At 70.8% G+C, this 24,738-nt stretch carries 19 protein-coding genes; 7 read left to right on the plus strand and 12 right to left on the minus strand.

The window, feature by feature from the left end; all coding sequences use genetic code 11:
• Window positions 1–186: 186 nt before the first annotated feature.
• Together fabV and OTB19_RS13385 are read right to left on the minus strand one after the other, a co-directional pair.
• A complete protein-coding gene (gene fabV / locus OTB19_RS13380) occupies window positions 187–1,461 on the minus strand; it encodes an enoyl-[acyl-carrier-protein] reductase FabV (RefSeq protein ID WP_267798361.1) in 1,275 nt (424 codons plus the stop codon).
• A gap of 207 nt (window positions 1,462–1,668) precedes the next feature.
• Entirely contained in the window at window positions 1,669–2,550 is an 882-nt protein-coding gene (locus OTB19_RS13385) for an endonuclease/exonuclease/phosphatase family protein (RefSeq protein ID WP_267798362.1), read from the minus strand.
• A gap of 67 nt (window positions 2,551–2,617) precedes the next feature.
• Here OTB19_RS13385 and OTB19_RS13390 point away from each other — a divergent pair, with 67 nt between their 5' ends.
• A complete protein-coding gene (locus OTB19_RS13390) occupies window positions 2,618–3,199 on the plus strand; it encodes an NADAR family protein (protein WP_267798364.1) in 582 nt (193 codons plus the stop codon).
• 127 nt (window positions 3,200–3,326) lie between these two features.
• The gene (locus OTB19_RS13395; RefSeq protein ID WP_267798366.1) at window positions 3,327–3,914 is read left to right on the plus strand and encodes a hypothetical protein; all 588 of its coding nucleotides are present in this window, start codon (window positions 3,327–3,329) and stop codon (window positions 3,912–3,914) included.
• Between the two features lie 268 nt (window positions 3,915–4,182).
• On the opposite strand, the gene OTB19_RS13400 is transcribed toward OTB19_RS13395, so the two are convergent.
• Window positions 4,183–4,353, minus strand: a complete 171-nt coding sequence (locus tag OTB19_RS13400; RefSeq protein WP_267798367.1) for an NAD(P)H-binding protein — start codon at window positions 4,351–4,353, stop codon at window positions 4,183–4,185.
• A gap of 402 nt (window positions 4,354–4,755) precedes the next feature.
• On the opposite strand from OTB19_RS13400, the gene OTB19_RS13405 reads away from it, so the two are divergent.
• Both OTB19_RS13405 and OTB19_RS13410 read left to right on the plus strand, forming a co-directional pair.
• Window positions 4,756–6,783, plus strand: coding sequence for a HelD family protein (locus OTB19_RS13405; RefSeq protein ID WP_267798368.1), 2,028 nt, complete (start codon window positions 4,756–4,758; stop codon window positions 6,781–6,783).
• A 182-nt stretch (window positions 6,784–6,965) separates the two neighbouring features.
• Window positions 6,966–9,413, plus strand: a complete 2,448-nt coding sequence (locus OTB19_RS13410; RefSeq protein ID WP_267798369.1) for a hypothetical protein — start codon at window positions 6,966–6,968, stop codon at window positions 9,411–9,413.
• Between the two features lie 64 nt (window positions 9,414–9,477).
• On the opposite strand, the gene OTB19_RS13415 is transcribed toward OTB19_RS13410, so the two are convergent.
• Both OTB19_RS13415 and OTB19_RS13420 read right to left on the minus strand, forming a co-directional pair.
• Window positions 9,478–11,817, minus strand: coding sequence for a TCP-1/cpn60 chaperonin family protein (locus tag OTB19_RS13415; protein ID WP_267798370.1), 2,340 nt, complete (start codon window positions 11,815–11,817; stop codon window positions 9,478–9,480).
• The gene (locus tag OTB19_RS13420) at window positions 11,814–12,830 is read right to left on the minus strand and encodes a trypsin-like serine peptidase (protein ID WP_267798371.1); all 1,017 of its coding nucleotides are present in this window, start codon (window positions 12,828–12,830) and stop codon (window positions 11,814–11,816) included. Before OTB19_RS13420 ends, OTB19_RS13415 begins: the two co-directional genes overlap by 4 nt.
• Before the next feature lie 960 nt (window positions 12,831–13,790).
• Here OTB19_RS13420 and OTB19_RS13425 point away from each other — a divergent pair.
• The gene (locus tag OTB19_RS13425) at window positions 13,791–16,217 is read left to right on the plus strand and encodes a DUF4157 domain-containing protein (RefSeq protein ID WP_267798372.1); all 2,427 of its coding nucleotides are present in this window, start codon (window positions 13,791–13,793) and stop codon (window positions 16,215–16,217) included.
• Between the two features lie 161 nt (window positions 16,218–16,378).
• On the opposite strand, the gene OTB19_RS13430 is transcribed toward OTB19_RS13425, so the two are convergent.
• The 4 genes from OTB19_RS13430 to OTB19_RS13455 all read right to left on the minus strand — a co-directional run bounded on the left by OTB19_RS13430 (window position 16,379) and on the right by OTB19_RS13455 (window position 20,581).
• On the minus strand, window positions 16,379–16,858 hold the full coding sequence (locus tag OTB19_RS13430; protein WP_267798373.1) for a serine hydrolase: 480 nt from the start codon (window positions 16,856–16,858) through the stop codon (window positions 16,379–16,381).
• A 228-nt stretch (window positions 16,859–17,086) separates the two neighbouring features.
• On the minus strand, window positions 17,087–17,986 hold the full coding sequence (locus tag OTB19_RS13435; protein WP_267798374.1) for a GNAT family N-acetyltransferase: 900 nt from the start codon (window positions 17,984–17,986) through the stop codon (window positions 17,087–17,089).
• Window positions 17,987–18,286: 300 nt separating this feature from the next.
• Entirely contained in the window at window positions 18,287–19,078 is a 792-nt protein-coding gene (locus OTB19_RS13440; RefSeq protein WP_267798375.1) for a hypothetical protein, read from the minus strand.
• 594 nt (window positions 19,079–19,672) lie between these two features.
• Window positions 19,673–20,581 (minus strand): LysR family transcriptional regulator, encoded by a 909-nt coding sequence (locus tag OTB19_RS13455; RefSeq protein WP_267798376.1) that lies wholly within the window; start codon window positions 20,579–20,581, stop codon window positions 19,673–19,675.
• Between the two features lie 143 nt (window positions 20,582–20,724).
• Here OTB19_RS13455 and OTB19_RS13460 point away from each other — a divergent pair, with 143 nt between their 5' ends.
• Together OTB19_RS13460 and OTB19_RS13465 are read left to right on the plus strand one after the other, a co-directional pair.
• Window positions 20,725–21,075, plus strand: coding sequence for a carboxymuconolactone decarboxylase family protein (locus OTB19_RS13460; RefSeq protein WP_267798377.1), 351 nt, complete (start codon window positions 20,725–20,727; stop codon window positions 21,073–21,075).
• 178 nt (window positions 21,076–21,253) lie between these two features.
• The gene (locus OTB19_RS13465) at window positions 21,254–21,667 is read left to right on the plus strand and encodes an SgcJ/EcaC family oxidoreductase (RefSeq protein ID WP_420716835.1); all 414 of its coding nucleotides are present in this window, start codon (window positions 21,254–21,256) and stop codon (window positions 21,665–21,667) included.
• Window positions 21,668–21,980: 313 nt separating this feature from the next.
• Here OTB19_RS13465 and OTB19_RS13470 read toward each other — a convergent pair whose 3' ends face one another.
• The 3 genes from OTB19_RS13470 to OTB19_RS13480 all read right to left on the minus strand — a co-directional run bounded on the left by OTB19_RS13470 (window position 21,981) and on the right by OTB19_RS13480 (window position 24,692).
• Window positions 21,981–22,511 carry a GNAT family N-acetyltransferase gene (locus OTB19_RS13470; RefSeq protein ID WP_267798380.1) on the minus strand — a complete coding sequence of 177 codons (531 nt, stop codon included), beginning with the start codon at window positions 22,509–22,511 and terminating at the stop codon, window positions 21,981–21,983.
• A 266-nt stretch (window positions 22,512–22,777) separates the two neighbouring features.
• Window positions 22,778–24,427, minus strand: coding sequence for an amidohydrolase family protein (locus tag OTB19_RS13475; RefSeq protein WP_267798381.1), 1,650 nt, complete (start codon window positions 24,425–24,427; stop codon window positions 22,778–22,780).
• Window positions 24,428–24,548: 121 nt separating this feature from the next.
• On the minus strand, window positions 24,549–24,692 hold the full coding sequence (locus OTB19_RS13480) for a hypothetical protein (protein WP_267798383.1): 144 nt from the start codon (window positions 24,690–24,692) through the stop codon (window positions 24,549–24,551).
• Window positions 24,693–24,738: the final 46 nt, after the last annotated feature.

Genomic DNA, 24,738 nt, shown 5'->3' on the forward strand with positions numbered 1-24,738 from the left:
GGTACCAACCTCAGGCGCCAACCTCACGAGACAGCACGGCCAGGCCACCCCTGGTGAAGGCGGGCGGCACCACGGCTCAGCCGAGGTCGCCGCCTCGGTGGCGGGCCTGCAGGCCAACGTGCAGGCCGCCTTCACCGCCCGGACCGTGCGGGCGGGCGGTGACCGGCATCCGGAACGTAGCCGACGTCACCGCCCTCGCCCCCGGCCCTCCTGGCTGCTCTTCCCTGGCGCTTCTCCGGATGCGGGCCAGGGGGTGTGGTCGGGCCAGGGGATGTCGGTGGCGACCGGTGTCGTGTAGTCGATGCCGGGTACGGAGAATCCGTACAGGCGTCGGACCTCGGCGCGGAACCAGTCGAGGTTGGCCAGGTCGGCGATCGTCGCCGTGGTGGCGGACTCCCAGCGTTCAGCGACGGCCGCTTGGACGTCGTCGGTCAGTTCGAAGGTGTCCAGGCGGATCCGGCCCTCGTCGTCCAGGTCGAGCGGCGCGGCGCCGGTGAGCTGGTCCCAGAGGGCGGCGAGCTGGCGGATCGGCGGGACCAGGTCCTCGCCGAGGACGCCGCGCAACAGGCTGGTGTACAGGGCGATGCCGGGGATCGCGGTGGAGGACTGGGTGACGGCGGCAGCATTGACGGAGGTCACGGCCCACCCACCCACCGTCTTGCCGAGCCGCTCGTTCAGGGTACGTGCGGTGGCCTCCAGATCCGCCTTGGCCGCGCCGATGGTGCCCTGCCGGTAGATCGCCGCCGTCAGCGACGAGCCGATGTAGGACAGCGCGGCGGTGGCGAACCTGTTGGCAAGCAGCCCCCGCGCGGCAAGGTGGTCGATCCAGCGTTCCCAGTCCGCGCCGCCCATCACGGCCACGGTCTGCTCCACGTCGTCGCCCTCGGCCGGCCCGGTCTCCACCTCGCGGACCTCGGGAACACCCTCGTCGTCGAAGACGAGGGTCTTGGTGCGGTTCGCCTGGCCGATCGGCTTGAGGACCGAAGCGTAGGCGGTACCGGTGTCGGGGTCGATGCGCCGGGGCGCGGCCACCGAGTAGATCAGGTAGTCCAGTCGACCGCCGAAACGCTGCTCGATGAGATCGGCGACCTGATCCTTCAACGAGTCGGAGAACGCGTCGCCGTTGAGGAAGACCAGATCCCGACCGGCGGTGCGGGCGATGTCGGCGGTGGCCGCGGTGCGATACCAGCCGGCCGTCGCGGTACGCCGCACGGTGGGGGCTTTCTCGAAGGACACCGCGATACCGCGGATCCCGGCGCGCTTGAGTCCGGCAAGCGTGGCCGCGAGGCCGTATCCGGCGGACGAGCCGATGACCAGCGCGACCGGCCCGTCGCCCTCCGGCACGCCGGAGGGGGCGGGGCACGCCTGCCACATGTCGGCCACCAACTGCCGGCAGCCCGCCGGGTGGGAGTCGAGGAAGAGGAAGCCCCGGTTGCGGGGGGTGAGAACACGCTCGCTCAAGATGACAGTCCTTGGGTCGGCCGGGACACGGACGCGGCGACCAGCCCGGCCGGCCACGCCCGACCAGTCTGAGCCGGCTTCCCCACACGCGGTGGCCCCGACAGGAACAATGATCATGAGCCAGCCTTGGAGTGTTCCCCCACTGTGCCGATCGCGAAGATGGCCGACAGTCATGGGTCAACGATCAGATGATCCCAAGAGAATGGCTTAGCCCTGGTTCAGGTCGGTGTGAAGCAAGTGGTGGTCCGAGTACGGGCTGGGCCGGACGCGGTGCGTGCGCGCGGTGATGCCGCGCAGGAACATGTAGTCGAACGTGCTGTTCCAATCGGTGGTCGCCGCGCAGGCGTCGGTGCCGACGGTCGAGGGGTCGCATCCGGAGTCCGTGTCCGAGGCCAACGCCCACATCGGGCCGAGTTCGGGCGCGTCCGGCACGGCGTTGAAGTCGCCGAGGACGATCGCACGCTCGTGTCGGGCGACTTCCGCGGCGAGTACCCCCACCTGGCCCGCCCGCACCTCTTCCTGCCGGCGCTGGGCGAGATGGGTGTTGATGACGCGGACGGGCCGACCGCCCACCCGTGTGGTGACGGCCAGGTAACCGCGGTCCTCGGAGCCCCCGTCGGGGTATTCGACGCTCTCCCGGTCCGTCATCGGCGCCGCCGAGAGGATCGCCTGGCCGAAGCCGCCCGGCCGCCACGGCAGCCCCCCGCAGCGGTTCCAGTTCCGCAGGACCGAGCCGTACGCGACCCGGTAGACCAGCCCGTAGACCTCCTCCAGGTACGTGCGGATCTCCTCGACGTCACGTACGCATGCCTCCTGCAGGCCGATGACCTGCGGCGCGTACGTGGCGATCTCCGTCGCCCGGCCGAAGTTGTGCCCGCTCCCGCCGCACGGATTGCAGATGTTCCACGTGCCGACCCGGTCCGGTACGACTTCCTCGGCGGCGTCCAACGGCAGCGGCCTGGCGAGGGGGGCGCCACCGCTCGATCCGCTGGAGCCCAGGAGCAGCACCAGGCAGACCGCGGTCATCGCGCCCGCGGCCCACCGCGCGCCCCTTCTCGGCACGATCGCCTCCCCAAGGTTGACGCACATCATCACACGGCGCCCTCGACGCACCATCGAGGTGCTTCCCGGTCGGCCCGTCCGGCATCATCACGGCATGATCGGCCATCGGATCACCCATCGCACGGCGAACGGCGTCCGCGTACCCGGCACCTGGCGGCACGCGTTCATATGCAACGGCGGCTCCTACTTCCTCACGGACCTTTCCTTCACCCCCGCGGTCAAGATCTACCATTCGTATCCGCAGCGCGCGCTCGAAGACCCGGGCAAGCAGGCCCTGCGCAATGACTACCCCGCCCCGATCACCGTCGACGGCGCCACCTACCCGTCGGTGGCGCACGCCTACTGGGCCCGTTCCGTCGCCGATCCGGAGGCCCGGACCGCGGTCATGGCGGCGGAGTCGGGCGCGAAGGCCCGTACGGTCGCGGCCGCGGCGCCGCGGCGCGAAGGCTGGGAGCGGGTCCGGGCGGAGGTCATGGCCCGTCTGCTGCTCGTCAAGTACGAGCAGCACCCCGACCTCGCGGCGATCCTGCTCGCCACGGGGGACGCGACCGTGCTCTACGACGACGTCTGCTCGGGTTTCTGGGGCGAGAACGGGGGCCGGGGCCGCAACTGGACGGGCCGCCTCCTGGAACTCGTCCGTTCCCAACTACTGGCCGGGCAGACCCTCGTCGACTGACGGGGTGTCCACCCGCCGGGGGAGTGCGAAGACGCCCCCCGGCAAGGTGTTGACGAAAGGGACGGAGGCCCCCGCAGTGCCGGAGGACGCCCACGGGGAGCTTCGGGACGACGGATATCGTGCGGGCATGGCGATAACGGGGAAGCGACGGGTCCTGTACCGGCAGGGCAGCGGATTCTGGCGCATGACGGCGAAGTGGGTTCTGGCATTCGGGGCCCTGTACCTGCTGGATGGTGGGCTGCTTCGATCGTGGGGCGACGCTCTGGTCTGGCCGATGATCGGCATTCTGCTGTGGGCGCCGTTCGGGATCGGCGTCGTCTGGTACCCGAAGAAGGACCAGCGCGTCGAGCTGACGGCGCGTGAACTGCGGGTGCGACGCAAGCGGCTGCCGATGGAGAAGGTGAACCTGCTGCACGTGGCACGACTGTGGCTGGAGGGGCGGTCGACCGCGGACGGCGAGCCGGTGCCGGGATGGACACGGACCGACCGGGTGGTGTGGGTGCCTCTGCGGGACGGCCGAGCGTTCGGCGTGGAGTTTCGCGACCCGGCCGCGTTCGCCAAGGTTTTCGGCGCCTTCGCGGTCGCGGCGTGCGGCGGGCCCGACATCGTCCGCGCGAGGGCCGCTGCGGAGACCTACCCGGATCCACTCCCGATGCGGCCCCGCCCCGCCGAAGACGCAGGCTCCTGGCTCGACCTCCTGGACGTCTTCAACTGACAGGTCCTCAGGCTGCGTGACCGGAGGCGGCCAGGCGTCGAGGAAACAGGTCTCCGCTCTTGGCGGCGGCCCGGCCAGGTCCAGCCGATGCATCGGTGAACGAGGGCGGCAGAGCAGTCCTCCGGCCTGGAAGGCGCCACGTAGGCGTGCAGCGTGTCACTGCTCTCCCGGTGAGCGAGCATCGCCTTCGTGGTCTGTGCGCTGCCGCCGTTGGATCCGGCGGTGAAGACGACGGCGTCGGCGTTCCCGAAGGCGTCCGCCAGTTCCGTCACCGACAGTTCGGTGGGTCCCCGACCAGGGCGTGGATGCCCTGTGCGGCGAGGTCGGTCCGCTGTTCGTCGCGGCGCACGAGGCCGTGAACGGTGTCGCCTTGGGCGAGAAGCTCCTGCGCGAGCAGGCGGCCGATCTTGCCCGTGATGCCGATGATGAAGCCGTCCACTGCGAGGACTCCGTTCGTTTCCGGGGCGGTAGCCCGCCTTTGCCCCGGATGTGCCGGGTTACCAGCCGACCACCCCCGCGCGCCGGCCACACCTGCGATCCGGCTTCCCTCTTTTCCCGAGCGCGGCAAAACATTGCCGGCACCCAAGGGCGGCAGGCTCGGCATAAGGCAGGCAGGCAGGTATCGGGAGCGTAATGGGCGACGATATACGGAACGGCTGAATGCGTGACACGCCATCGGCAAGCCGCCATGGATTCCGTCGTGAGGCCATGGCTCACCAAGTAAGTCAAGACTTACCTTCAGGGGGCTTTGGCCGTACGGTGTGGCTCGAATCGAAGGAGCCCCCTGTTGTCGAAGATGAATGATCCCGCTGTGCGTGCGCTTGAATCGGAGCGGGATTATGTGTCCTCCTTGTACGAGTTGCTCACCGAGCGGCTTTCCGAGGCGCGAGTACACCGAGCGAGTGTGCTGAAGGCCCCGGCGGAAAGCACCGGTGAGGCATATGAGAGAGAAATCGCCGCCGAGCGTCTGGCCAAGGAAATCGGCCGACTGGAGGGCGCCGAAAAGGGGCTGGTTTTCGGGCGCATCGACTGGACGGATGGCACGGCCCTGCGGATCGGGCGGATCGGACTGCACACCGAGGAGGATGACCTGCCTCTGCTCGTGGACTGGCGCGCGAACGCGGCACGACCCTTCTACGAGGCGACACCGGTCCACCCCATGGACCTGCGCCGGCGCCGGCACCTGCGCCTCGCGGGACGCACGGTCATCTCGGTGAGCGACGAACTGCTGGACGGCACCGCCCCGACCGACGAGGACGTCGTGGGGGACGGCCCGTTGACCGAGGCCCTGTCGGCACGGCGTACGGGCAGGATGCACGCGGCCGTCGCGACGCTGCAGGCCGAGCAGGACGAGATCGTCCGCTCCGGCCATCGCGGGGTGACCGTGGTGCAGGGCGGGCCCGGCACCGGCAAGACGGTGGTCGCCCTGCACCGGGCGGCCTATGTCCTGTACGCGTTCCCGCGCGCCGCGGAGGAGGGCGTCCTGGTGGTGGGCCCGAACGCCCGGTTCCTCGACTACATCTCCCAGGTCCTTCCCTCGCTCGGAGAGAACGACGTCGTCCTGGCGACCTGCCGGGAACTGGCCGGAGTGTCCACGGACACGGTGGACCCGTTCGACACGGCGCGTCTCAAGGGCAGCTCCGACCTCGCCGACGCCTTGGCCGGTCTGCTGCGTGTCCACCAAGCTCCCGCCGGTGACTTCACCGTGCGGGTCGGACAGGAACTGGTTCACCTGTCCGGCGAGGAAGTCGCCACGGCACGCGACGCCGCCGTGGCAGCCGCACCGGGGCACAACCCCGCGCGCCAAGTGTTCAGGGAGCTCTTGGTCGACGCCGTCACCGACGCGATGCAACGGGACATGGGCGACCTGTTGGAGCAGATCGACGCCGATGCCGTCAGGATGACGGGCCTGGACCTCGACCGGTTCACGGGAGCCGCCCAGCGCCGTGTCGAGGGTGCGGACGACTCGGGCCCGGTTCACGAGCTGGACCTGGACGCCATCCGAGCCGATCTCCTCGCCGACGCCGGCGTCGACCGAGCGGTCGAGGTGTTGTGGCCGCGACTGGTACCCGGTGACCTCGTGAAGGCGCTCCTGACGAACGCCGGCGCTCTCGCCGAGCGCCTGCCCCGCCTGACCCTGCAGGAGCGGTCCCTTCTGCTGCGCGGGCCGGACGACCATTGGACCGATGCCGATGTGCCGTTGCTGGACGAGGCGGCGAGCCTGGTCGACGGCCCCCCCGAGCGGACGTACGGGCACGTCGTCGTCGACGAGGCGCAGGAACTGACCGCCATGCAATGGCGGATGATCGTCCGCCGCTGCCCGGCAAGGGCGATGACACTGGTGGGTGACTTCGCCCAGGCAGGCCCGGTCGCGACGGCACGCGACTGGAAGGAGGCACTGAGCCCCCACGTCGGACCGCGGTTCGCGCTGCACCACCTGACCGTCAGCTACCGCACCACGCAGGAGATCCTGGAGAGCGTCCGGGACCTGCTCGCGCGGATCGCTCCGGACCAGAAACCCACACGGTCACTGCGAAGCGGTGAGAGCCCTCGCACCGTGACCACACCTCCGCACGGGTTGGTCACCGCCGTCGTTCAGGAACTCCGCGCCCAGAGCACCGCGCACCCGGGCGAGCTTCTCGGAGTGATCTGCGCGGACACCAGGGTGAGCGACCTGACGGCCCAAGGCATCGCTCACCACGCACGCATCGTGCCGGCGTCCGAAGCGCGCGGCCTGGAATTCGACGGGGTCGTCGTCATGAACCCCGAGGAAATCATCACGGCCCGCCCCGGCGGGGAAAGAGACTTGTACGTGGCCCTGACCCGGGCCACCAAACGCCTCTGTACCATCACCGTCCAGCCCGCTTGAGACCCGGTAGGGACGGCGGACCAGTGGCCCTGGCCGCGTTGCCCTACCGCGCGTCATGCAACTGTCGTACCCGGCAACCCCTCGGAGCCCAGACGGACGGACAGCGCCGCAGCCGAGGCAGTAGGGTGCGGGACGCTCGTGCGGAACAGGCCGCAGGGGCGGAGGGGGAGGCACCGGCGGACATGCACGTGTGGTTGGTCCTGTCGGTTGTCGCCGTCGGCTGCGTGCTGCTTCTGCGCGGACTGCGCCCGGGCAAGGACGAACTGCTCGTCGGGCCCCAGCGGGCAAGGGCCCTGGACCGGCTCCAGGCGTCCGTGTGGCGGGACTGGTCCGAGGAGGCCGACAAGCGGGGCCTCACCCCGCACCTCCAGCGACCGCGACTGCTCCACACGCAGTGGGCGCCCGCGCCACCGAGGCTGACCGACGGCCGCACGCGCGGGCTCACCGGCACCACCGCGGACATGCCCGGACTGGTCGAATCCTTCACCGCGCTCGTTCCACAGCGGCTGGTCATCATCGGCCCGGCCGGTTCGGGAAAGTCGACCTTGCTCCTGCTGTTCCTGCTCGAACTGTGCCGAGCACGCGAGCTCGACCTGGCCGAACACGGCTCTCGGGCGCAGGGAGCCGAGGCCTCGCCGCCCGTCCCTGTCCTGTTCTCCCTCAGTTCCTACGATCCAAGGCGTCACGGGTTGCTGGACTGGCTGGCCGGGCGGCTGGCGGCCGAGTACCCCGAGGTGGGGTCGGCGGCCTCCGCGAGGGACCTTCTCCACCGAGGCGACGTGCTGCCTTGTCTCGACGGGCTCGACGAAGTCCCGAAGCAGCGTGTCGTCAGGGTGTTGGACCGCATCCGCAGGGAGTTCGCCACCGCACGACCGGTGATTCTGGCGTGCCGCACAGAGGAGTACGAGCAAGCCCTGTCCCTCGGGCCGGTGCTGCACGGCGCCTCGGTCACCGAGGCACGCGAGCTGGCCTTTCCGCACGTGCTGGCATACCTGCGTGCCAGCCTCGGAGAAGGCGGCCCCAGCCACGAGGAATGGGCCGACCTGTTCGGCCGCCTCGAACACGGCTGGGGGGTGCTGGAGGACGAGGTGACCGAGGCACGCAAGCACGGTGTGCCGATGCCCCCGCCGCGTTGGTCCCTGCTGGCACCGACCGCCGACAGGCCCAACGATTCATCGCCGGTCAGGCGATGGATGGTCCAGGCGCAAGCGGTGGCAGCTCAGGGTGGCCCGGCACGCGAGGTCACCCCCCACCTGCTCGCGGCCCTCGGCGAGGCACTGACCTCGCCCCTGACCGCAACCCTGTTCGCCGATCTGTACGGCTACACGGACGCCGGCGACGAGGAGCCGTTTCGGCGCCTGGCGCGTGCCGCGCCCGACGCCGTCCGGGCGGCGATCCTGGAGAACGCGGTGCGCGTCCTCTTCGACCACCGGCTGAACCCGGACGACTGGCCCGATGCGCGGCGGCACCTGTCCTTTCTGGCCCGCCACCTGGAGCGTTCGAACCGAACCGACCTCGCCTGGTGGGAACTGAGCGGTGCGCTCCACCATGGCGTCTACGGCGGCCTGTTGGGACTGCTCGCGGCCGTGGCCGGCGGCATCACCACGGCATCCGCGGTCGACGCGGGGGAAGGCGCGTCGGCGGCGCTCCTCCTGGGCTCGGCGGCACTGGGCACCGGGATGCTCGTGTCGTGGTGGGGACCGGACCGAGTGGCCTCGTGGCTGGACGAGTTCCTGCTCAAGAGGTCCGCGGCGCGGCGCCCGCGCCGGGAGAACCCGGAGACGGAGGCACCGTCGGGCAGCCGCGCGGGGGACCCGCGGCTCGGGCGGACGTCGACCGCTCTCGCCGTCGGGCTGCCGATGGGGGGAATCCTGGGATTCATCGGTACCTTCGCGAACGGTCCCGCCGTCGGGCTGCTCATCGGGACCTTGTGCGGCCTGCTGTTCGGCATACCCGCCGGTCTCCTCGGTGCGGGCGGGCCGGTACGGGGACCGCGCTGGTTCCGCCGCGGCACCGGCTTCCTGCGCCGCGTCGCGGGCGGAGCGGGCGTGGGATTCGCCGCCGGGGCCGCCTTGGGGCTTCTCATCTGGTGGACCCTGCGTACCGTCCGCGGGCCCGAAGCCGTTCAAATGAATCGGCCCACCTACGTGCTGGCCTCCGTGCTCCTGTTCGCCCTTGTCGGCATGGTCCTGGGGCTGGTGTCAGGTTTCCTGCGCTGGCTGCAGACACCGGCGCCGGCCGACGACTCCACGTCCCCGCGGATCCTGCTGCGCGGGGACCGGAGGCTGGTCGCCGGGTGGGCTCTGGTGATCGCCGCAGTGGCCGGGCTCGCCATGGCCTGGATCATGGCGACCTCCTCGACCGGCCGCGGGCAGGTCGCCGAGGGCAGCGTGCTCCTCATCGTCCTGGCCCTGTGGGCCCCCATCGCCGTCCGTCCCTGGCCGCGGTATGTCGTGGCGCGATCCTGGCTGTGGCTCCGGGGTGACCTTCCACGCGACCTCATGGGGTTCCTGGAACATGCCCACAAGGTGTCGGCGTTGCGGCAGGTGGGCGGTGTCTACCAGTTCCGTCACAAAAACGTGCAGGAGCACCTGAGCGGGTCACCCACCGACGCGAGCACGCGGTCCTAGGTCGTCTCTGTCGGACCTTGTCGCCCCGGCAAGATCCGACAGAGCCGGCCCAGCCGTCTGGGCGTCAGGAGCCGGCGAGGAAGGCGATCAGCGCGGCCTTCGCGGTGTCGAGGGCGAGCAGCACGGTCTCGGCGGCATCCTCCGACCGGTCCGCGAACAGGTCGGCTGACGGCTCACGGCCGAGCACGTCCGGATCACCGACGGCACACCACCGTTCGACATCGTCCGGGGCCAGTCCGGCCGTCGACGCCAGCGCGCGGAACGGCGCTGCCAGCGCCGTGCGCACCACGTGGGTCCCGGGATCCCCGGTGTCGTCCGAGAGGGCGGCCCGGGCACGGAGCAGCGCGAGACCGCCACCGGGCACGGTGCCGCACCGCAACGCGGCCTGCGCGGTGTGCGCCGCCCGTTCGGCGGACTCGGTGCGGGCGGCGATCGCCGTTTCCGTTTCCGCGCCGACGGCCAGGCACACGGCGCGGGAGGTCAACCAGGAGACCTGTTCCTCCAACGCCGATCGCTCGTCATCAGAGGCCGCCAGGTCCAACAGCGCACGAGCGGAGGCGGTCCACCGGTTCAGCATGCGCGGATCGTGACCGCCGCCCACCAGCACCGTCTCCGATGCGGAGACGACCGCCAGGTCGACTCGGCCCAGGACGTCGAACCAGGCGGTGCCCGGGAGCACGCCGGAGCTTTCCGTCAGCGCCGTGGCGCCGGTCAGCAGGGCCAAGGACCGCAGCCGCTGGTGCCCTTGCCGGCCGGCGGGAACACGGACCACCGTCGGCACCGGTCCGTCCGCCGGATCGCACAGGGCCCGCAGCAGGCCGCCCCGTGGATCGCAGCCGTCCGTGGTGGTGAGGACCAGGAGCGGGCTGCCCTCTGCGGCGAGATGGTCGCGCAGTCTGTGGAAGGCCTCGCCCTCGCCGGTCACCGAGTCGAGCAGCAGCACGTACGGTTTCACGAGCCGGGTCCGGCCGGTCCAGGCGTCGGTCCCGGGCGCGTCGGCGGCGTACGGGAAGGCGCGCCCGCCGGGCACGCGAAGGCCTTGGCGTACGGTCGGCTTCTCGATCGATCGGGTCACGCCGGGTTCGCAGATCAGGACGCCGTACGGGCCGGCGAGAAGTGCCGCGGCCGAGACCGCCTCGGCCACCTCCGGGTCTGCCGTCACACCGCGGGCGACGGCGTCCGGACGGGAACACGGCGTTGCCTGATCAGCCAAGGCGGCGCGAGCACGGTTCAGCGCCTCGACGGATTCCCGGAGCAGCTCCCGGAATCCGCCACCCCTGGCGTGCTGGTCGGCGGCCTCCCCGATCAGGGCCGCGGCGAGGACCGCCGCCGTCAGCGCTCCGTCTCCGGATGTCGCGTCCATCGCGCGGGCGGCCTCGACGACCGGCTCGATGCCGGGGACCGCTCGGGGGTCGGCGGTTCGGAAGCACTCGGCGACCTGCCGGGCGCCGGTCACCCTGAGGGGCCGACCGCCCGGGCCCGGCACCGTGGCACCAGGGGCACGGGAGCCGAGCAGGGTGCTCATGGCGGCTCCGATGGCCCGTGCGCCGTCGCCCGGTGTCGCGTCGCCCCCGCCCCGCCGTGTCACCGCATCCTCCGGAGCCCGGACGCGCGGCAGCGGGCTGGCAAGGGCGTCGCGCAGCAGCTCGCCGTGGGGTCCAGCCAGGACCCGGGAGGCGATGAGGGAGGTAGGGATGCCCTGGTTCATGCCGTTGCGGTGCCCGTGGTGCATGGCCACCAGAAGGCCGTCCTCGGTGATGAGGGGGCCGCCGGACGATCCGTCCAGGGTGTTCGCGCCTCGGTACCGGACACGGCTCTCGCCGGAGCGCAGGACCTTCTCGGCCTTGCTGTAGTCCAGCAGGAGCCGCAGGGGGTAGTGGAAGAGACCCAGTGGCCCGCTGCCGAAGGCGTGGTCCTCCTCGAACGGCTTGTAGTAACCCCTCGGGCGCAGGAGGCCGTTCGGCTCCACCAGATCGGGTGGAGGGGCGGCGAGGCGGACGAAGGCAAAGTCCAGGCCGTCCTCGGCGGTCTTCATGCCGAGTGGCACCGGGTCGTCCGGGGCGGGTGGGCTGGAGTCGAGGAGCTCGGTGAGGGGAATCCGCACAGCGTCCTGTGCGGCGGCATGCCCCGGGTCGTGGTACGGGGGGAACACGGCCACCATCCCGGCCACCGGTCCCACGCCGGACGCGCCGAGTGACAACCGGACCGCGTGCCCCGCGGTGAACAGCAGGGCCGGCCCGACCAAAAAACCAGTGGCCACCTGACTGCCGCCGCGCTCCAGACGGGCGACCCGTGCTTCGGCCTCGGCGATCCTCGCCCTGACGTCATGGGTCGAGTGCATTCCGGCGCCGGGGCTGGTGACGGCCTGGAGCGCGGAACCCGGATCGGGAGCCTCCACCGTCACGAGGCGCGCTGCCGAACGAGACGGGCGATGTCCCCGGCGGGAACGGCGTAGTTGCGTTTTCCTGCCAGGCCCTGGAAATGGAGGCCGAGCGCCCGTCCGGTGTCCAGGTCCACGACGACGGAACCGGAGTTGCCGCCGAGTGTCGTCGCGTCGTGATGGATCCACCGGTTGCCATCGAACGAGATGACCTGCCCCGGGGCAAGCCGCTTGCACTCGAAGATGTTGTTGAAGATGCGCTTGCGGTCCTCGGGGTCGTCGCGCTGCCCGATGTAGGGATAGCCGATCACTCCCACCCAACGGCCCACGGTGAGAGCTTCCTTGCCCTTGGCCAGCTCGATCGGCGGCGGCAGGGGCTCGCCGTTCTCACCGGTCGGAGCGAGCCTGAGCAACGCGGCGTCACAGGGAGAGGAGTCCGGCTCGATCCAGACCACCTCTATCACCTTGAACCGTGATTCCTGTGTCCGGCCGTGCTCGTGGCGCCAGTCGACGTAGGCGTGCACCTGGGCCAAGGGGTTCGCGCGGAACCTGAAGCCGCCGCGGCCCTTCTTCGCGAACTTCTCCGCCACGTGGCGGTTGGTGACGGCGAGACCCTCGGCCACCACCCACGCGGTTCCCACCCACTCCAGGTCGTGGTTGCGCAGATCGATCCGTCCCACGCTGGGAATGACGCCCTCAAGGCGGCGACGAGCGGCCTTCACCTTCGCGGCGACCACGAGGCTCTCGGCTTCGTTGTCGGGGGCGTCGGCCACGGTGGCGAAGGTGTCGCGCCGCACCAGGTAGACCGGCCTGCCGAACTGTCTGACGATGGCCTCCAAGCCGCTTTCGTCGCCCTGCCAGGTCCCCTCGGCCATCGCCTTGACGGCGCCGGCGGCCCGGTCCACGTCCAGGAGGCCTTCCAGAGCCCCGACGCTCTCCAGACCCCCCGACGCCGCGACCGCGTCCCTGATCTCCTGGAAGCGGTCGAGGAACTCCTCCCGCACCTCGCGGTCGGCGAAGATCTGCGTGTACTCCATGCCTGCCCCCGTCGGTGCGGCGCTGCTGGACCGACACGCTACTGGGCGCCAGGCCGGGCAGGCAGCGGCATTCGGGAAGTCCGACCCGCGAACCGTCCCGACGACTGGAGTCCGGAGCGGCGGTGCCCGGGGCGCCCGGGCCCGAGCGCGTATCGGTGGGATGACCGATGTGCGGGGAGCGGGGGAGCGGCCATGGTCCTCGGGAGATCGTTCACGGGCGTCCGTGGCGACGCCCGGTCTTCGAAAGGACCCTTCTGTGGACACGTACGCAGACCTCGCATTCGTCAGAGGGCGGGTGGTCACGGTCGACGCCGAGTTCTCCGTCGCCTCGGGCTCTCGCGGTGACCGACGGCATCATCAGCGCCGTCGGCGGACGGGAGGACATCGCGCCGCCCGGCGGAGCCGTGGTCGTCGACGAAGCGGGAGAGCCGACCGGACTGAGGGGCTCGCTCGGTACCGAGACCCTCGACGTCTACCGCCGGCTGCCGGCCGACGGCGAACTCACCGCCCGCGTCGGTGTCCTGCTGCTCCCCACCGGAATGGCGAGCACCGCCCACGAGTTCGCCCGCGCCCTCACCACCCTCACCTCCCTCGGGGAGTCCGACGCCGATCCGCGCCGCCTCGCGATCCTCGGGGCCAAGGTCTTCGCGGACGGCATCGTTCCCAACAAGACGGCCTGGATGCACGAACCGCACGTGGGCGGAGGCTGCGGCTCCCTGTGCGTCGGCGGCGACAGCGACGGCGAGCGGACCGCCGAGATCACCGCCATGATCCGGCACGCCCACGCCCACGCCCACGCCGCCGGGGCCGCGACCCGGCCGCCCGGCCTGCTCGATCGGACCGTGGCGGGAGCCGCTGCCCCGGCGGTCAGGACTTCCTGCCCTCGCGGTCCTTCCTCCGTGCGGGGCACCCGGTCTAAACAGGGACCGGCGGCCGTCGCCGCCGTAGGTGGGAGGACGGATGCGCAGTCAACGGGAGTCGAACGTCGAAGGGCCAGCGGCCGGCCGGACGGAACGTCCGGGGTGGCTGTCCGCGCCCTCCTTCGCACAGGCCGCGGCGCAGCGGGTGGCGGTGGGCGGGGCACTGACGCCGCAGCAGGCGGCCGCCCTGCAGGGCGCGGCGGGCAACGCGGCCTTGGTGCAGCGGCTCGCGCGGGACCGGGAGGAGCCGGGCGCGGAGACCCACCGGCACGGCGACGGCTGCGGCCACGCGCCCGTCGTCCAGCGCAAGTCGGCGGTCCTGGCAGTGCTGAACACTCCCGGAGTGCCCCTCGACGGCCCGCTGAAGAGCGAGATGGAGGGCCGTTTCCAGCGGAACTTCTCCCATCTGCGGCTGCACACCGACACCCGGGCGCAGGACTCGGCGGCGGAGATCGGCGCCGAGGCGTACACCTCGGGCTCGCACATGGTCTTCACCCCGGCCGCGCTGCGCAACAAGCACACCGTCGCGCACGAGATCGCGCACACCATCGACCAGGAGAACGGTTCCGTGCCCGGGACGCCCCAGGGTGACGGAACACGGATGTCCGCTCCCGGTGATGCCGGGGAGCGCTCGGCCGAGGCCAAGGCGGACGAGGTGATGAGCAGGCCGGTCGCACCGTCCCCGTCTGCGGCCGGGCAGGCCGACGGCGTCGCGGCCGAGGGGCCGGTGGGAGGCGGGCAAGGCGCCGCGGCTCCGACCGGCGCCGTGCAGCGGACCGTCAAGATCGTCCTGGCCGACGGCAACGCCACCGACATGCGCACCCGTGCGCAGAAGGACGGCGCCCACACCGATGCCGACGGCCTGCTGGCCTTCCTCCTCCAACAGGTCGCCGGGGAGGGCACGCTCTCCTCCGACGAGACGGCCGCGCTGCGACGCCATCAGGACACCGTCAAGGAGCAGTTGCACAAGTGGGTCTCCGGCGTCCCCGGCACCCGTGGCCCCAAGTCCCACCCGGACTTCGGGTCGAAGCAGCAGGACCGTACCTACGCGGGGTACAGCGACCTGGCGCGGGCGCTCGTCGGCTGGGTGGAGGCGAAGGACAACCGCCACCGGGAGAAGGAGCTGGCCGAGGAGGTGAAGAACAACAGCGATGTCGAACTGCACCTGGAGTCGCTGTTGTTGCGCGTCCGGAAGTGGGTCGACGAGCAGCAGAGGAACGCGCCCGCCGACGAGAGCGGGCGGTGGAACGACGTGCAGCAGCAACTGGACACCGGGCTGACCCCGGGACAGGGGCACGACGGGCTGCACGAGTTCGGGCACTACCAGAAGTACTACGACCGGGTGATCCAGGCGAAGATGGACATCCCCGAGCCCGTCCGGCAGCGGCTGCGGACCGCCATCAACGGCGGTATGGGGAAGGTGCTGAACCAGCCCACGCGGTTCACCTTCCGCGACAAGATCATCGTCCTGCACGACCTCATGGAGTTCTTCGGCCCGCGCAAGCCGTGGAACGCCGAGACCGCCGGCAACGGCTCGGTCCCGGACGAGGACGGGATGAACCTCACCACGACGGAGATCGACGCGGACGGGAAGCGGACCGGTACGACCGAGGACCGCGGGCAGATGGCCTTCCGGATCCCGGGCAATCGGGTCCGGTCCGTTCCCTCGACCCGCGCGGAGTACGCCGACAGCACCAAACTGGCCCGGCGGCACCACCTGCCGGTGTGGGCCGGGTCCTCGTTCACCGCCATGCGGATGCTCGGCCTGACCAAGGCCGTCGGCGGCACCATCTCGGAACTCAGCGCGGTGGCCTGGGGCACGTTCGCCTTCTGGCGCCTGGACTACGACCACACCTCGGACCTCGCCTACCACCCCTTGCAGGAGGTGATGGACATCGCGCAGAACTACGGGGTCCCGTACAACATGCTCGACCCGGAGAAGGACCTCGACCGCCATCGGAAGGGCAGCGCCAAGCGGGACCTGATCGCGGGCATGGGCGTTCTCGACCGCGAGCTGACGGCCGCCGAGCAGGATGTGGCGGACCTGATCGCCCAGTTGAAGACCAGCGCCGACCAGGGCCCGGAGGCCGCCGCCGCCATCGCTCAGGTCCTGGAACCGATCCGGCAGTACCACCGCGACATCCAGGCGATGCACGTCCGGGTACGCGGGTTCCTGGGCGAGGTCCGCGCCCTGGACGAGGGGTCGGGGCCGGATGCCCGCAGCACGCTGCTCACTCAGCTCCGCGAGTATCCGTCGATGACCCACGAACTCGGCCGCCTGCACGACGGGATCCTCGCCCTGCGCGCCCAGGTCGTGCTCCACCTCGTGGAACCGGAGACCGCCGTGCCGGACGCCGCTCCGGAAGCCGGGCCCTCACGGCACGACGACGACCTGATGATCGGCGCGGACATGGAGCCGGTCATGGTCAAGAGGCGCCCGAAGAAGGGCAGGAAGAAGCGCCCGTGACCCGGCACCCCTGATCCCTCACAACCTGTGGTGCACGCTCGTCCACCGAGGTCGCCTGGCGCGCCTCACTCCGTCGACAGGTCACGTGGAGAAGTCCGCACTGGACTCCTCCGATAGCTGCCCCACCCTCGTCACCGCCGGACCGGACAGTGCCCCGTGGTTCACCCGCTACCCGCGACCACCGGATCGGCCGGATCACCGTGCACGGCGAAGAGGAGCCGGCGGATCGTGATCCGGTCCCCGTTGGGGACTCCTGGCACCCACTTGGAGATGTGGTCCTCAAGGACGACTTTCCCCTCGCCCACCAGTTGCAGGACGAGGTTGGCCGTGAACGCCTTGGTCTGGCTCGCGATCTTGAACTGCATGTCCGTACGGAGCGGCGCCCCGTCGCGAGGTCGGCGACGCCGGTGGCACTGACGAAGGTCCCCTTCGGGCTCCAGATGCCCCGGGGTGCGGTTCGTGTTCGTGTCCTTGAACCGGCGAACGATCTGCTTGACCTTGGCCTCGGTCCGCGCATCGAGAGCTCCGCTGTCGCTGCCGCCCGACACCGCGCTGCCGGCCTGCGGCGACTGGCAGGCCGACCCTGCGAGGACTACGAGCAGGATCAGGCCACCGAGCGAGCGTCCTTTGTACCGGCCCATGGGTCCACGGCTCCGTGTCTCGATCTCTCCGGTCCCCGGCGAGCGAGATGTCCGGCCTTCTCGCCGGCGTCACGGGTGGAGCGGACGGACGCATCCAGGTCACGCCCATCGGAGTGGCGAAGCGTCCGCCCCCGCTCGCCTTCAGCGCCGGCCGCCGCGAGGCGCTCGAGGCCGGCAGCGGTCCGGGCCTGCCCTCGGTCCGAACCGCTCACCGCGTGCTGCTCCTCGCTAGGCCGCTGGGCCCGCCGGGTGGAAGTTGATGCGTTCACTGATGACGGGGAAGCCTGCCTTGGCGAAGTTCGCGGCCATGGGGAGGTTGCCCCGGTCCGTCGCTCCGCTCACGAACTCCGCCCCCTGCTCGACGAGGAGGTGGGTGCACTCCGCGAGGAGGTCGTAGGCGTAGCCGCGACCGCGCTGTTCCGGCACGACTCCGATGAAGCCGATGGTCGGGCCGGAGGGATTGTGGGCCGGGATGTGGATGCCGGCCAGGTCTCCCTCCGGCGTGTGCGCGACCTGCCACCACTCCCGCGGGGAAGGGCACCAGTGGAAGAAGTCGAGTTCCTCCTGAGCGGCCTGGTCGAGACCGCCCTCCCCGATGGCCCGAAGCGCGTGGGCGTCCAGGGTGACGGAGTGGATGCGGCGCAACGCGTCGAAGAACACGGCGTCGTCGGGTTCGGCGCGGAAACGCAGGCGTCCGGGCCGCTCGGGCAGGCCTCGCTCCGGGGTCCAGCGGTACAGGAAGCGTTCCACCAGGAGTTCGTACCCTGCGGCTCGTGCGGCGGCGAAGCGCGCCTCGGCGCCGGCGCGCAGATCGGCCTTCTCCCGCCAGTCGCCGGGCAGGTTGATCTCGAGTTCGACCTGCCAGGGAGCCGAGCGCAGGAGTTCGGCCCCGGCCTCCTCCTCGCCCTCGGCCACGTCGAACCAGTTGATGTTGACGGGCTCCGAGTCGTCGGGGCCGCCCCACCACGCGCCGCGGGCGACGACCTCGCCGTCGCGCAGGGCGACGCGCTTCCAGTCGGGGCGGAACCGGGTACGCCGATGGCCGACACGGGCGCCCAGGGGGTCGGGGAGTGCGTCGAAGAGATGAGCGTCGCTCGCGGAGAGCGCACGGATGACCGGATCGGTCATGGATTCCTCCGGGATACAGGCTGCTTGGAGCGCTCCCGGTCAGAACTCGCGAACCACGCCGGGACAGCGGAAAAGGGAGCGCTGGAATGGTGTGAACCGCACGGCACTCGCCTCCTTCCGTCCCTCTAAGGGCGTGGAGCCCCACAGTACGTGACCTGCCATGGGCCCGGCCACGGATTTTCGTACCCCTTGAAGGAGAGGTTCGCTGGACCACGCAGAGCGCTCTCAGGCCACTGCACACCGTGGATGGCGCCGTCCGCAGCCTCACGGCCGCGGACGACGACGTCCTGCCGGCCAGGCTCAGGTGGCGCGACGCGTCCTGACTCCGTCAGCCTCGAAGTCGTAGATGGTCCCGTTGATCCGCAGGCCGTCGACAGCGCCGATCCACATGTTGTCGCGGCCCTTGCCGACCGCAGCGGTGTAGATGGTCGGCTGCGCGCCGCCGTCGTTGAGCGCGCTCTTCAGCTGCGGGAAGGTGCACGGGGTCGCCAGGTTGCAGCCGGTCACGGTGCCCGCGTTCCCCGTGAGGAACCACGTACCGGTCGTGGCGGCGTTCAGATAGCCACTCCAGCGGTTCGTCACCGGGGAGGCCGGCGGCAGCCACACCATCGACGAGTAGGTGGTGGCCGGCGCCGCGGTGAGGTTCGGATTGATCTCGAACGTCACGTTCGGCATGTTCGTCGGGCCGCCGTAGGAGACGTTCTCGCCGGTCTGGAAGACGTGGAAACCGACTTGGTTCAGACCCTGGGCGCCAAGGACCGGCTTCCCGTTGAAGTCGACCTCGTTGCCGAAGCTGGCCTTCTCACTGGGCGGAGTGAGGGAAGTGGAGCGGTCCGCGACCTCGATTCCGAGGCTGCCTCGTCCATAGGGGGGCCTCGCGGCGGTCCCCGTCACACCGAACGATCCGTACGGGCCGTCCCTCAGAGCAGCGACGGGAGAGCCGATCGTGTTGCGGGTGATGACGCCCCAGTGGCGCGAGCTTCCCTGGCTTCCGTCGGTCAGGGCAGCGGCCGGGACGCCCCCGGCAGCGATCGCGATCAGCGCCGTCACCCCTAGCACGACGTTCCGCTTCATGCCGAAGCGAGCGTTCACGCTCACTCCTTTCGTGGTCGGTACATGGAGGGCAGGACCGGCATCTGAGCCAAGCCTGCGATGGTGTGCACGCCACGGTAGGGACTCGCACAGGCGTAATCGGGCGCTACGCGAATATGCCAGTGGCAATTACTCCCCATGGCGGAGCGTTCGATCGGGCGGACCAACGCGACAGTCCGAGGAAATGTCGTACGCGCCCGGCGATGCCGAGCGGAGATCGCCCCGCACCGGAAATCTCTGTGAGTCCCCAGGTCCATGAACGCGGCGAGCCGGGTCGATACACCCCCGCCGGCCAAGCACTGAGCCCCCGACCGGTCGCCGCCTGGCAGAGTGGGTGCCATGTCCGAACCCTCCCGGCCGCTGTCCCTGCGCCTCGTCGGCCGCGAGCTGCCCGGTCGGGACTGCGGGCCCTACCGGGACGTACACGTCGCCGTGCAGCGCGCCCGCGGTCAACTGGAGCCCACTGCCCCGAGGCCGGCCCGCGCCAGGTGGTGGTTCGAGGACAGGGACGGCAGCACCCGATGGCCGGCTGGGGTGAGGCCCCGCAGGTGCACGTAGTCGAACCTGCGCTCCCAGTCGGTGGTCGGCCCGCAGCTACCAGTGGCTGGGTGCGGCCCTGTCGCGCCGCCCCTGTCCTGCCTGTGCCCGTCCCGCGGCGTCGAGGGCATCCGCGAGCGCGTCGACGAGCGGGTCGGTGACCGCTGCCGGCCGGGCGATGACGACACGGCTCGGCGGATGGCCGTCGAGGGGTACGAAAGCGATGCCGGGCCGCGCGTGCCGCCGCGCGGCGCCGGCCGGGAGGAGGCCGACCGCGCCCTCCCACAGGACAGCGTGCAGGCACTCCTCGACCGACGTCACGACCGGGCCCGGCGCGTCCTCCTCGATGGCGAGCCAGTAGGCCCGCCATCGGGCATCGGTCCCCGGGGGCAGGCGGAAACGCGGGCGGTCGGCCAGCGCCGTGACGTGCAGGCGCGGGCGGCTCGCCAGCGGATCGTCCGCAGGGACGACCGCGACCAGCGGCTCCTCACCGAGCAGTCGAACCGTCAGGCCGGCCGTGTCGAAGGGCAGACGGGTCAGCGCGAGGTCCACCCGACCCTCGCGCAAGCCCGCCGTCGGATCGGTGACCGCCGCCTCACGCAGCCGCACCCGCACTCCCGGGCGCATGCGCCGCAAGGCGCCCAGCGCCGCCGGGCCGACCTCCAGTCCCGCGCCCGCGACCGTGCCCAGTACGAGCACCCGGTCGGTTGCCGTGTCGCGGACCCGCTCGCGGGCGCGTTCGACCCGCTCCAGAAGATCCCGCGCCTCTGCCAGCAGCACTTCGCCCGCAGGGGTGAGCCGCGCCCCGGTGGGGATCCGCTCGAACAGCCGGCACCCGAGGTCGGCCTCAAGCTCCCGGATACGGCGGCTCAGCGGCGGCTGGGCCAGACGCAGGCGTGCGGCGGCGCGGCCGAAGTGGCCCTCTTCGGCCACGGCGACGAAACAGTGCAATGCCCGCAAGTCCATGACCAGCCACGATACCGAGAACGAACCCGTCCTCCCGAAACCGGTCTTGGACAGCGCCGCGGCGACCGCGGTGAGGTGGTGCCAGGCGCCCGGGCAACAGGCCCGCCGCGCGCACCCCCGCCCCTCGCTTCAGGAGCCCGCACATGTACGCACACCCCGACGACCTCCACCGCGCCCGCTCCGTCGGCGGCAACGCCCCCGCGGAGTTCGCCGCGTGGGTCGCCTTCCAGCAGGCCGTGGACCGGGAGGACGGGGCGGTGCCGCGCCGATACCGCGAGCTGATCTCCGTTGCGGTCGCGCTCGTCACCCAGTGCTCCTACTGCCTGGACGTACACACGGCCGCCGCCCGCCGCCACGGCGTAACCCCCGAGGAACTGGCCGAGGCAGCCTTCGTGACCGCCTCCGTCCGCGCAGGCGGCACACTCGCACACGCACTGCTGGCCGACCGCCTCTACGAACAGCACACCCACGCCTCGGCGCCCGCCCACGGCTAATACGCCCGCCGGACCTCTGCATCACCACTGGTCAACGGCCGGAGTGCGGGACGGCCTTCGCGGACCGTCTCGCGCATGTGTGCCCACGGCGCCGGGCAACTTGCGCTGGAATCGCGCTGGATGCCCGGGATCTGCCCATCGCCACACACTTGACCTCAATCATGCTTGAGGTGTGACGATGATCCACATGACCACGGAATCCACATCCCACGCGGCGGACATCGAAGCGATCAGCCGGCTCGTAGCCACCGTCGAGCACTCCCAGCGGAACAAGGACCCCGAGGAGTTCCTCGGCCTCTTCCACCCGGACGCGGTCTGGACGACCGCCCACGGCAAGGTCCTCATCGGCCTCGACGCGATCTCGGAGTTCACCCGCAAGGTCCTCCCCGCAGCCAACTGGGACGGCGAGGTCACCTACGAGGTGGTCCACGTGCTCTTCATCCGCCCCGACGTCGCGGCGGTCAAGGTCCGTCAGCGCTACCTGGCCCCGGACGAGGAGAGCGAGGGCGCCCCGCTGTACGTGATCTCGAAGCAAGCCGACGGACGGTGGCTGCTCACCGCCTGCCAGAACACGGGGGTCCTTGCCGGCTAGCGGTCCCGTCGATCATGTTCGGAGGCGGATCGTGAGGGCCGCCGCGCTGGCAGTGCGGAGGCAGATGTAACGGCGCTTGGCGTAGCGGGTGGTGGCCACCGCCCGATGCTGTCTCAACAGACGCCGCAGAAGGCGGGAGGGGTCAAGGCCCGCACGGGCCCACTTCTTGGTCACACCCGAAGAACCCGTGCGGCCTGCCACGTCACCGCTGCCCGCCGATGATCAATGGGTGTGGCGCTTCTGCGGGAACTGTCCGAGCCGGGAACTTCCCTCCGGAAGAGCAAACGCAGCCGGCGAAGCATCGGACCGAGCATCAGGGCCTCAGCAGTCCGCCCACCCACCAGTCGTGCGGCTTGCCGTCGTTGGCGATGCCGCGATTGCGCAGTGTCCCTTCTACGGTGAAGCCGAGTTTCTCGGCGACGGCACGCGAGCCGGTGTTGCCGGCCATGGCCCACCACTCGATGCGATGGACGTCGAGGGTGTCCCAGCCCCAGTCGCACAGGGTCCGAGCGGCCTCCACCGAGTACCCGCGTCCGCGCTGTCCCTTGACCGCCCAGTAACCGAGCTCCCAGACGCCGCGGCTGACGAGGGTCAGACAGTACGAGCCGACCAGGGCGCCGGTGTCCTGGCGGAACGCGCCGAGGGTGTAGTCCCTGTCCTCGGCCCACTCGACGGGCAGCTTCTCGCCGATGAGCCTCTCCGCGTCCGCACGCCGGTACGGCACCGGCACCGGGGTGTAGAACTGGACGTCCTCGTCCTGGCAGGCTTCGTACACCGCATCCACGTCGGCAGATGTGAAGGCCCGCAGCACCAGACGGTCTGTCTCAAGCGTCACTGGATTCATCGCGGCAGTATGACCACCATCAACAAGCGGCGACCAGTCAATATCCCGGCCGAGCACCGCCCCTCACCACACCCCGGCTGGTCAACGCTCGTCACGGGGCCCACCGTGTTGACCGACGCCGCCCGAAGCGGAGTCACTTCGCACCTACCAAACGAGTCCCTCCGGCCTCCACGTGCAGTCAGAACCCGCCTACAAACGGAGTCAACGAACAGGAACACCTGCGAAGCCGGCCGCTGTCGTCGACCAACCGGCAGGCCGCCGGCAGGTCATCGGACGTGCTCGTAGTAGTCCGGCAGCTCCTTCAGGTAGGCCGGGAGATTGGGGTTGGCCAGCAGCCGGGTCATCCAGCCCGGGTCCTCGGAGGTGGTCAGGGGACTCAAAGAGGTTTCCTCGAAGGGAAGGCCCAGGCGGCAGCTCAGGACGCGCGCGATGTCCGCCGCCGTCAGCTCGCCCGGCGGGGGGCCACCCGGGCAGTGGGCCAGTTCGGCCCGGATACGCCGTACGGAGTCCGGTTTCGGCCGTACGCGCTCCAGCAGGAACCCGGGATCCATCGCCAGGGCACGCCGCAGCCGGTCCTCGGTCTCGGCCAGGGGCATCGGCGGCAGGCTCGTACCCGGGCAGTCGACGGCACTCACCTTGACGCGGCCGCCGGGGAAGCGGGCAGTCGGTTCGGTGTCCCGCGAGGGCCGGGCCCGCGCCATGACCGGCTCGTCCCCGTAGAGCATGCTGCCGTCCACGGAGACAAGCCGGACGTTCTCCTCGGTGGCCTCGATCAGATTGCGGTACGGATCGGCGTTCCGATCGTCCAGCACCACGAGGTCGGACAAGTAGCCCGGCGCGAGCCGGCCCGCACGACGGTCCCAGCCCAGCGCCCGGGCCGGGTTGCGGGTCACCATCTCCACCAGCTCCCGGTCCGTGAACAGCCCTTTCAGCCGGCGCTTGTTGACCAGGTCCGCGACCTTCAGCTCGCCAAGGACCGACTTGCTGCCCGAAGGCGCCCAGTCGGCGCCCAGGCTGATGCCGAGTCCGGCGGCCTTCGCGGTGGCGACATCGGCGGTGCTCCCGTAGAGGAGGAAGTTCGACAGCGGCGACCAGACCAGTTGCGCGCCGCGCGCCGCCATGTCGTTCAGCTCCTCCGCGGTGAGCCCGACGCCGTGCACCGCGATCAGCCGCGGCCCCACCAGACCGCTGCGCCGGACGGCCCCGTACTCGTCCGCCATGCGCTGCCCGACCCCCTCTGCCAGGTGCAGGACCAGCACGCCGTCACGCTCCGCCCGCGACAGGTCCGCCCATTCGCGGGCATCGCGCCCCAGATCCACCCGGCTCACGACGCCGTGCGGGCCAACGTCCGCCGTCTCGACGTTGCGGACCAGACAGCCGCGCGCGCTGCTCGACAGCCCCGCGTCCGCACCCTGCAGCGACGTCGTGCCCCCGGCCAACGCCTTGTACTCGCCGTACCGGCCCAACTCCGTCCCCAGGTCGTAGTAGTCGGGGCTGGAGAGGACGAACCCGCTGTAGGTGATGCGCTGGTTGTACGCGTCGTCGTAGAACCGCCACTCGTAGCGGTCCTTGTACGCCTTGCGGACCGGCATGAGGGGGTACGCGGCGTGCTCGGGGTGGTTGTGCAGGTCGATCATCCCGGGATAGATGACCCCGCCGCTCTCCACGACCCGCGCCGACCGCGCGCCCGGCGGCAGTCGACCGCCCGCCCTGACGACGGCTTCGATCCGACCGGACCTGATCCAGAGCGCGGCGTCCGGCCAGACGTCCCCCGCGTCGTTCATCGTGACCACGGTCCCCCTGAGCAGCACACCGGGATCCGCGGCGGCCGGCGGGGACGCGGCGGGGCCGAGTGCGAGCACGCCACTCACGGCCAGTGCGGTGAGCAGGGGGACCGCGTTGCTCCTATGCCTCACGTCGTCTCCGCGTCCGTCTCGGGGATGGTACGGATCATGGGCCACGTGCACCCGGCAGCGGGTCTGCCGATCCCGTCCTCTGAGCAATCCCCCGCAGGCGGTTGTCGCACGCCTTCTCCTCTCACTGGAAGACGGACAAGCCGGTGAAGGTCGTGAAGGTGTCGAGGAACCGGGATACGGCCGCCGCCTTCCCTCCCGTCTTGCCTCCCGTGTACGCCGAGAGCATGACGAAACTGCGACCCGTCGTCGTACTCCCGAGGGTCACGTCACCAACGCCCCGAGGGTTGCAGTGGTGTCGCAGCCCGCGTATG

Source organism: Streptomyces sp. H27-H5, assembly GCF_026627505.1.
Lineage (GTDB): Bacteria > Actinomycetota > Actinomycetes > Streptomycetales > Streptomycetaceae > Streptomyces.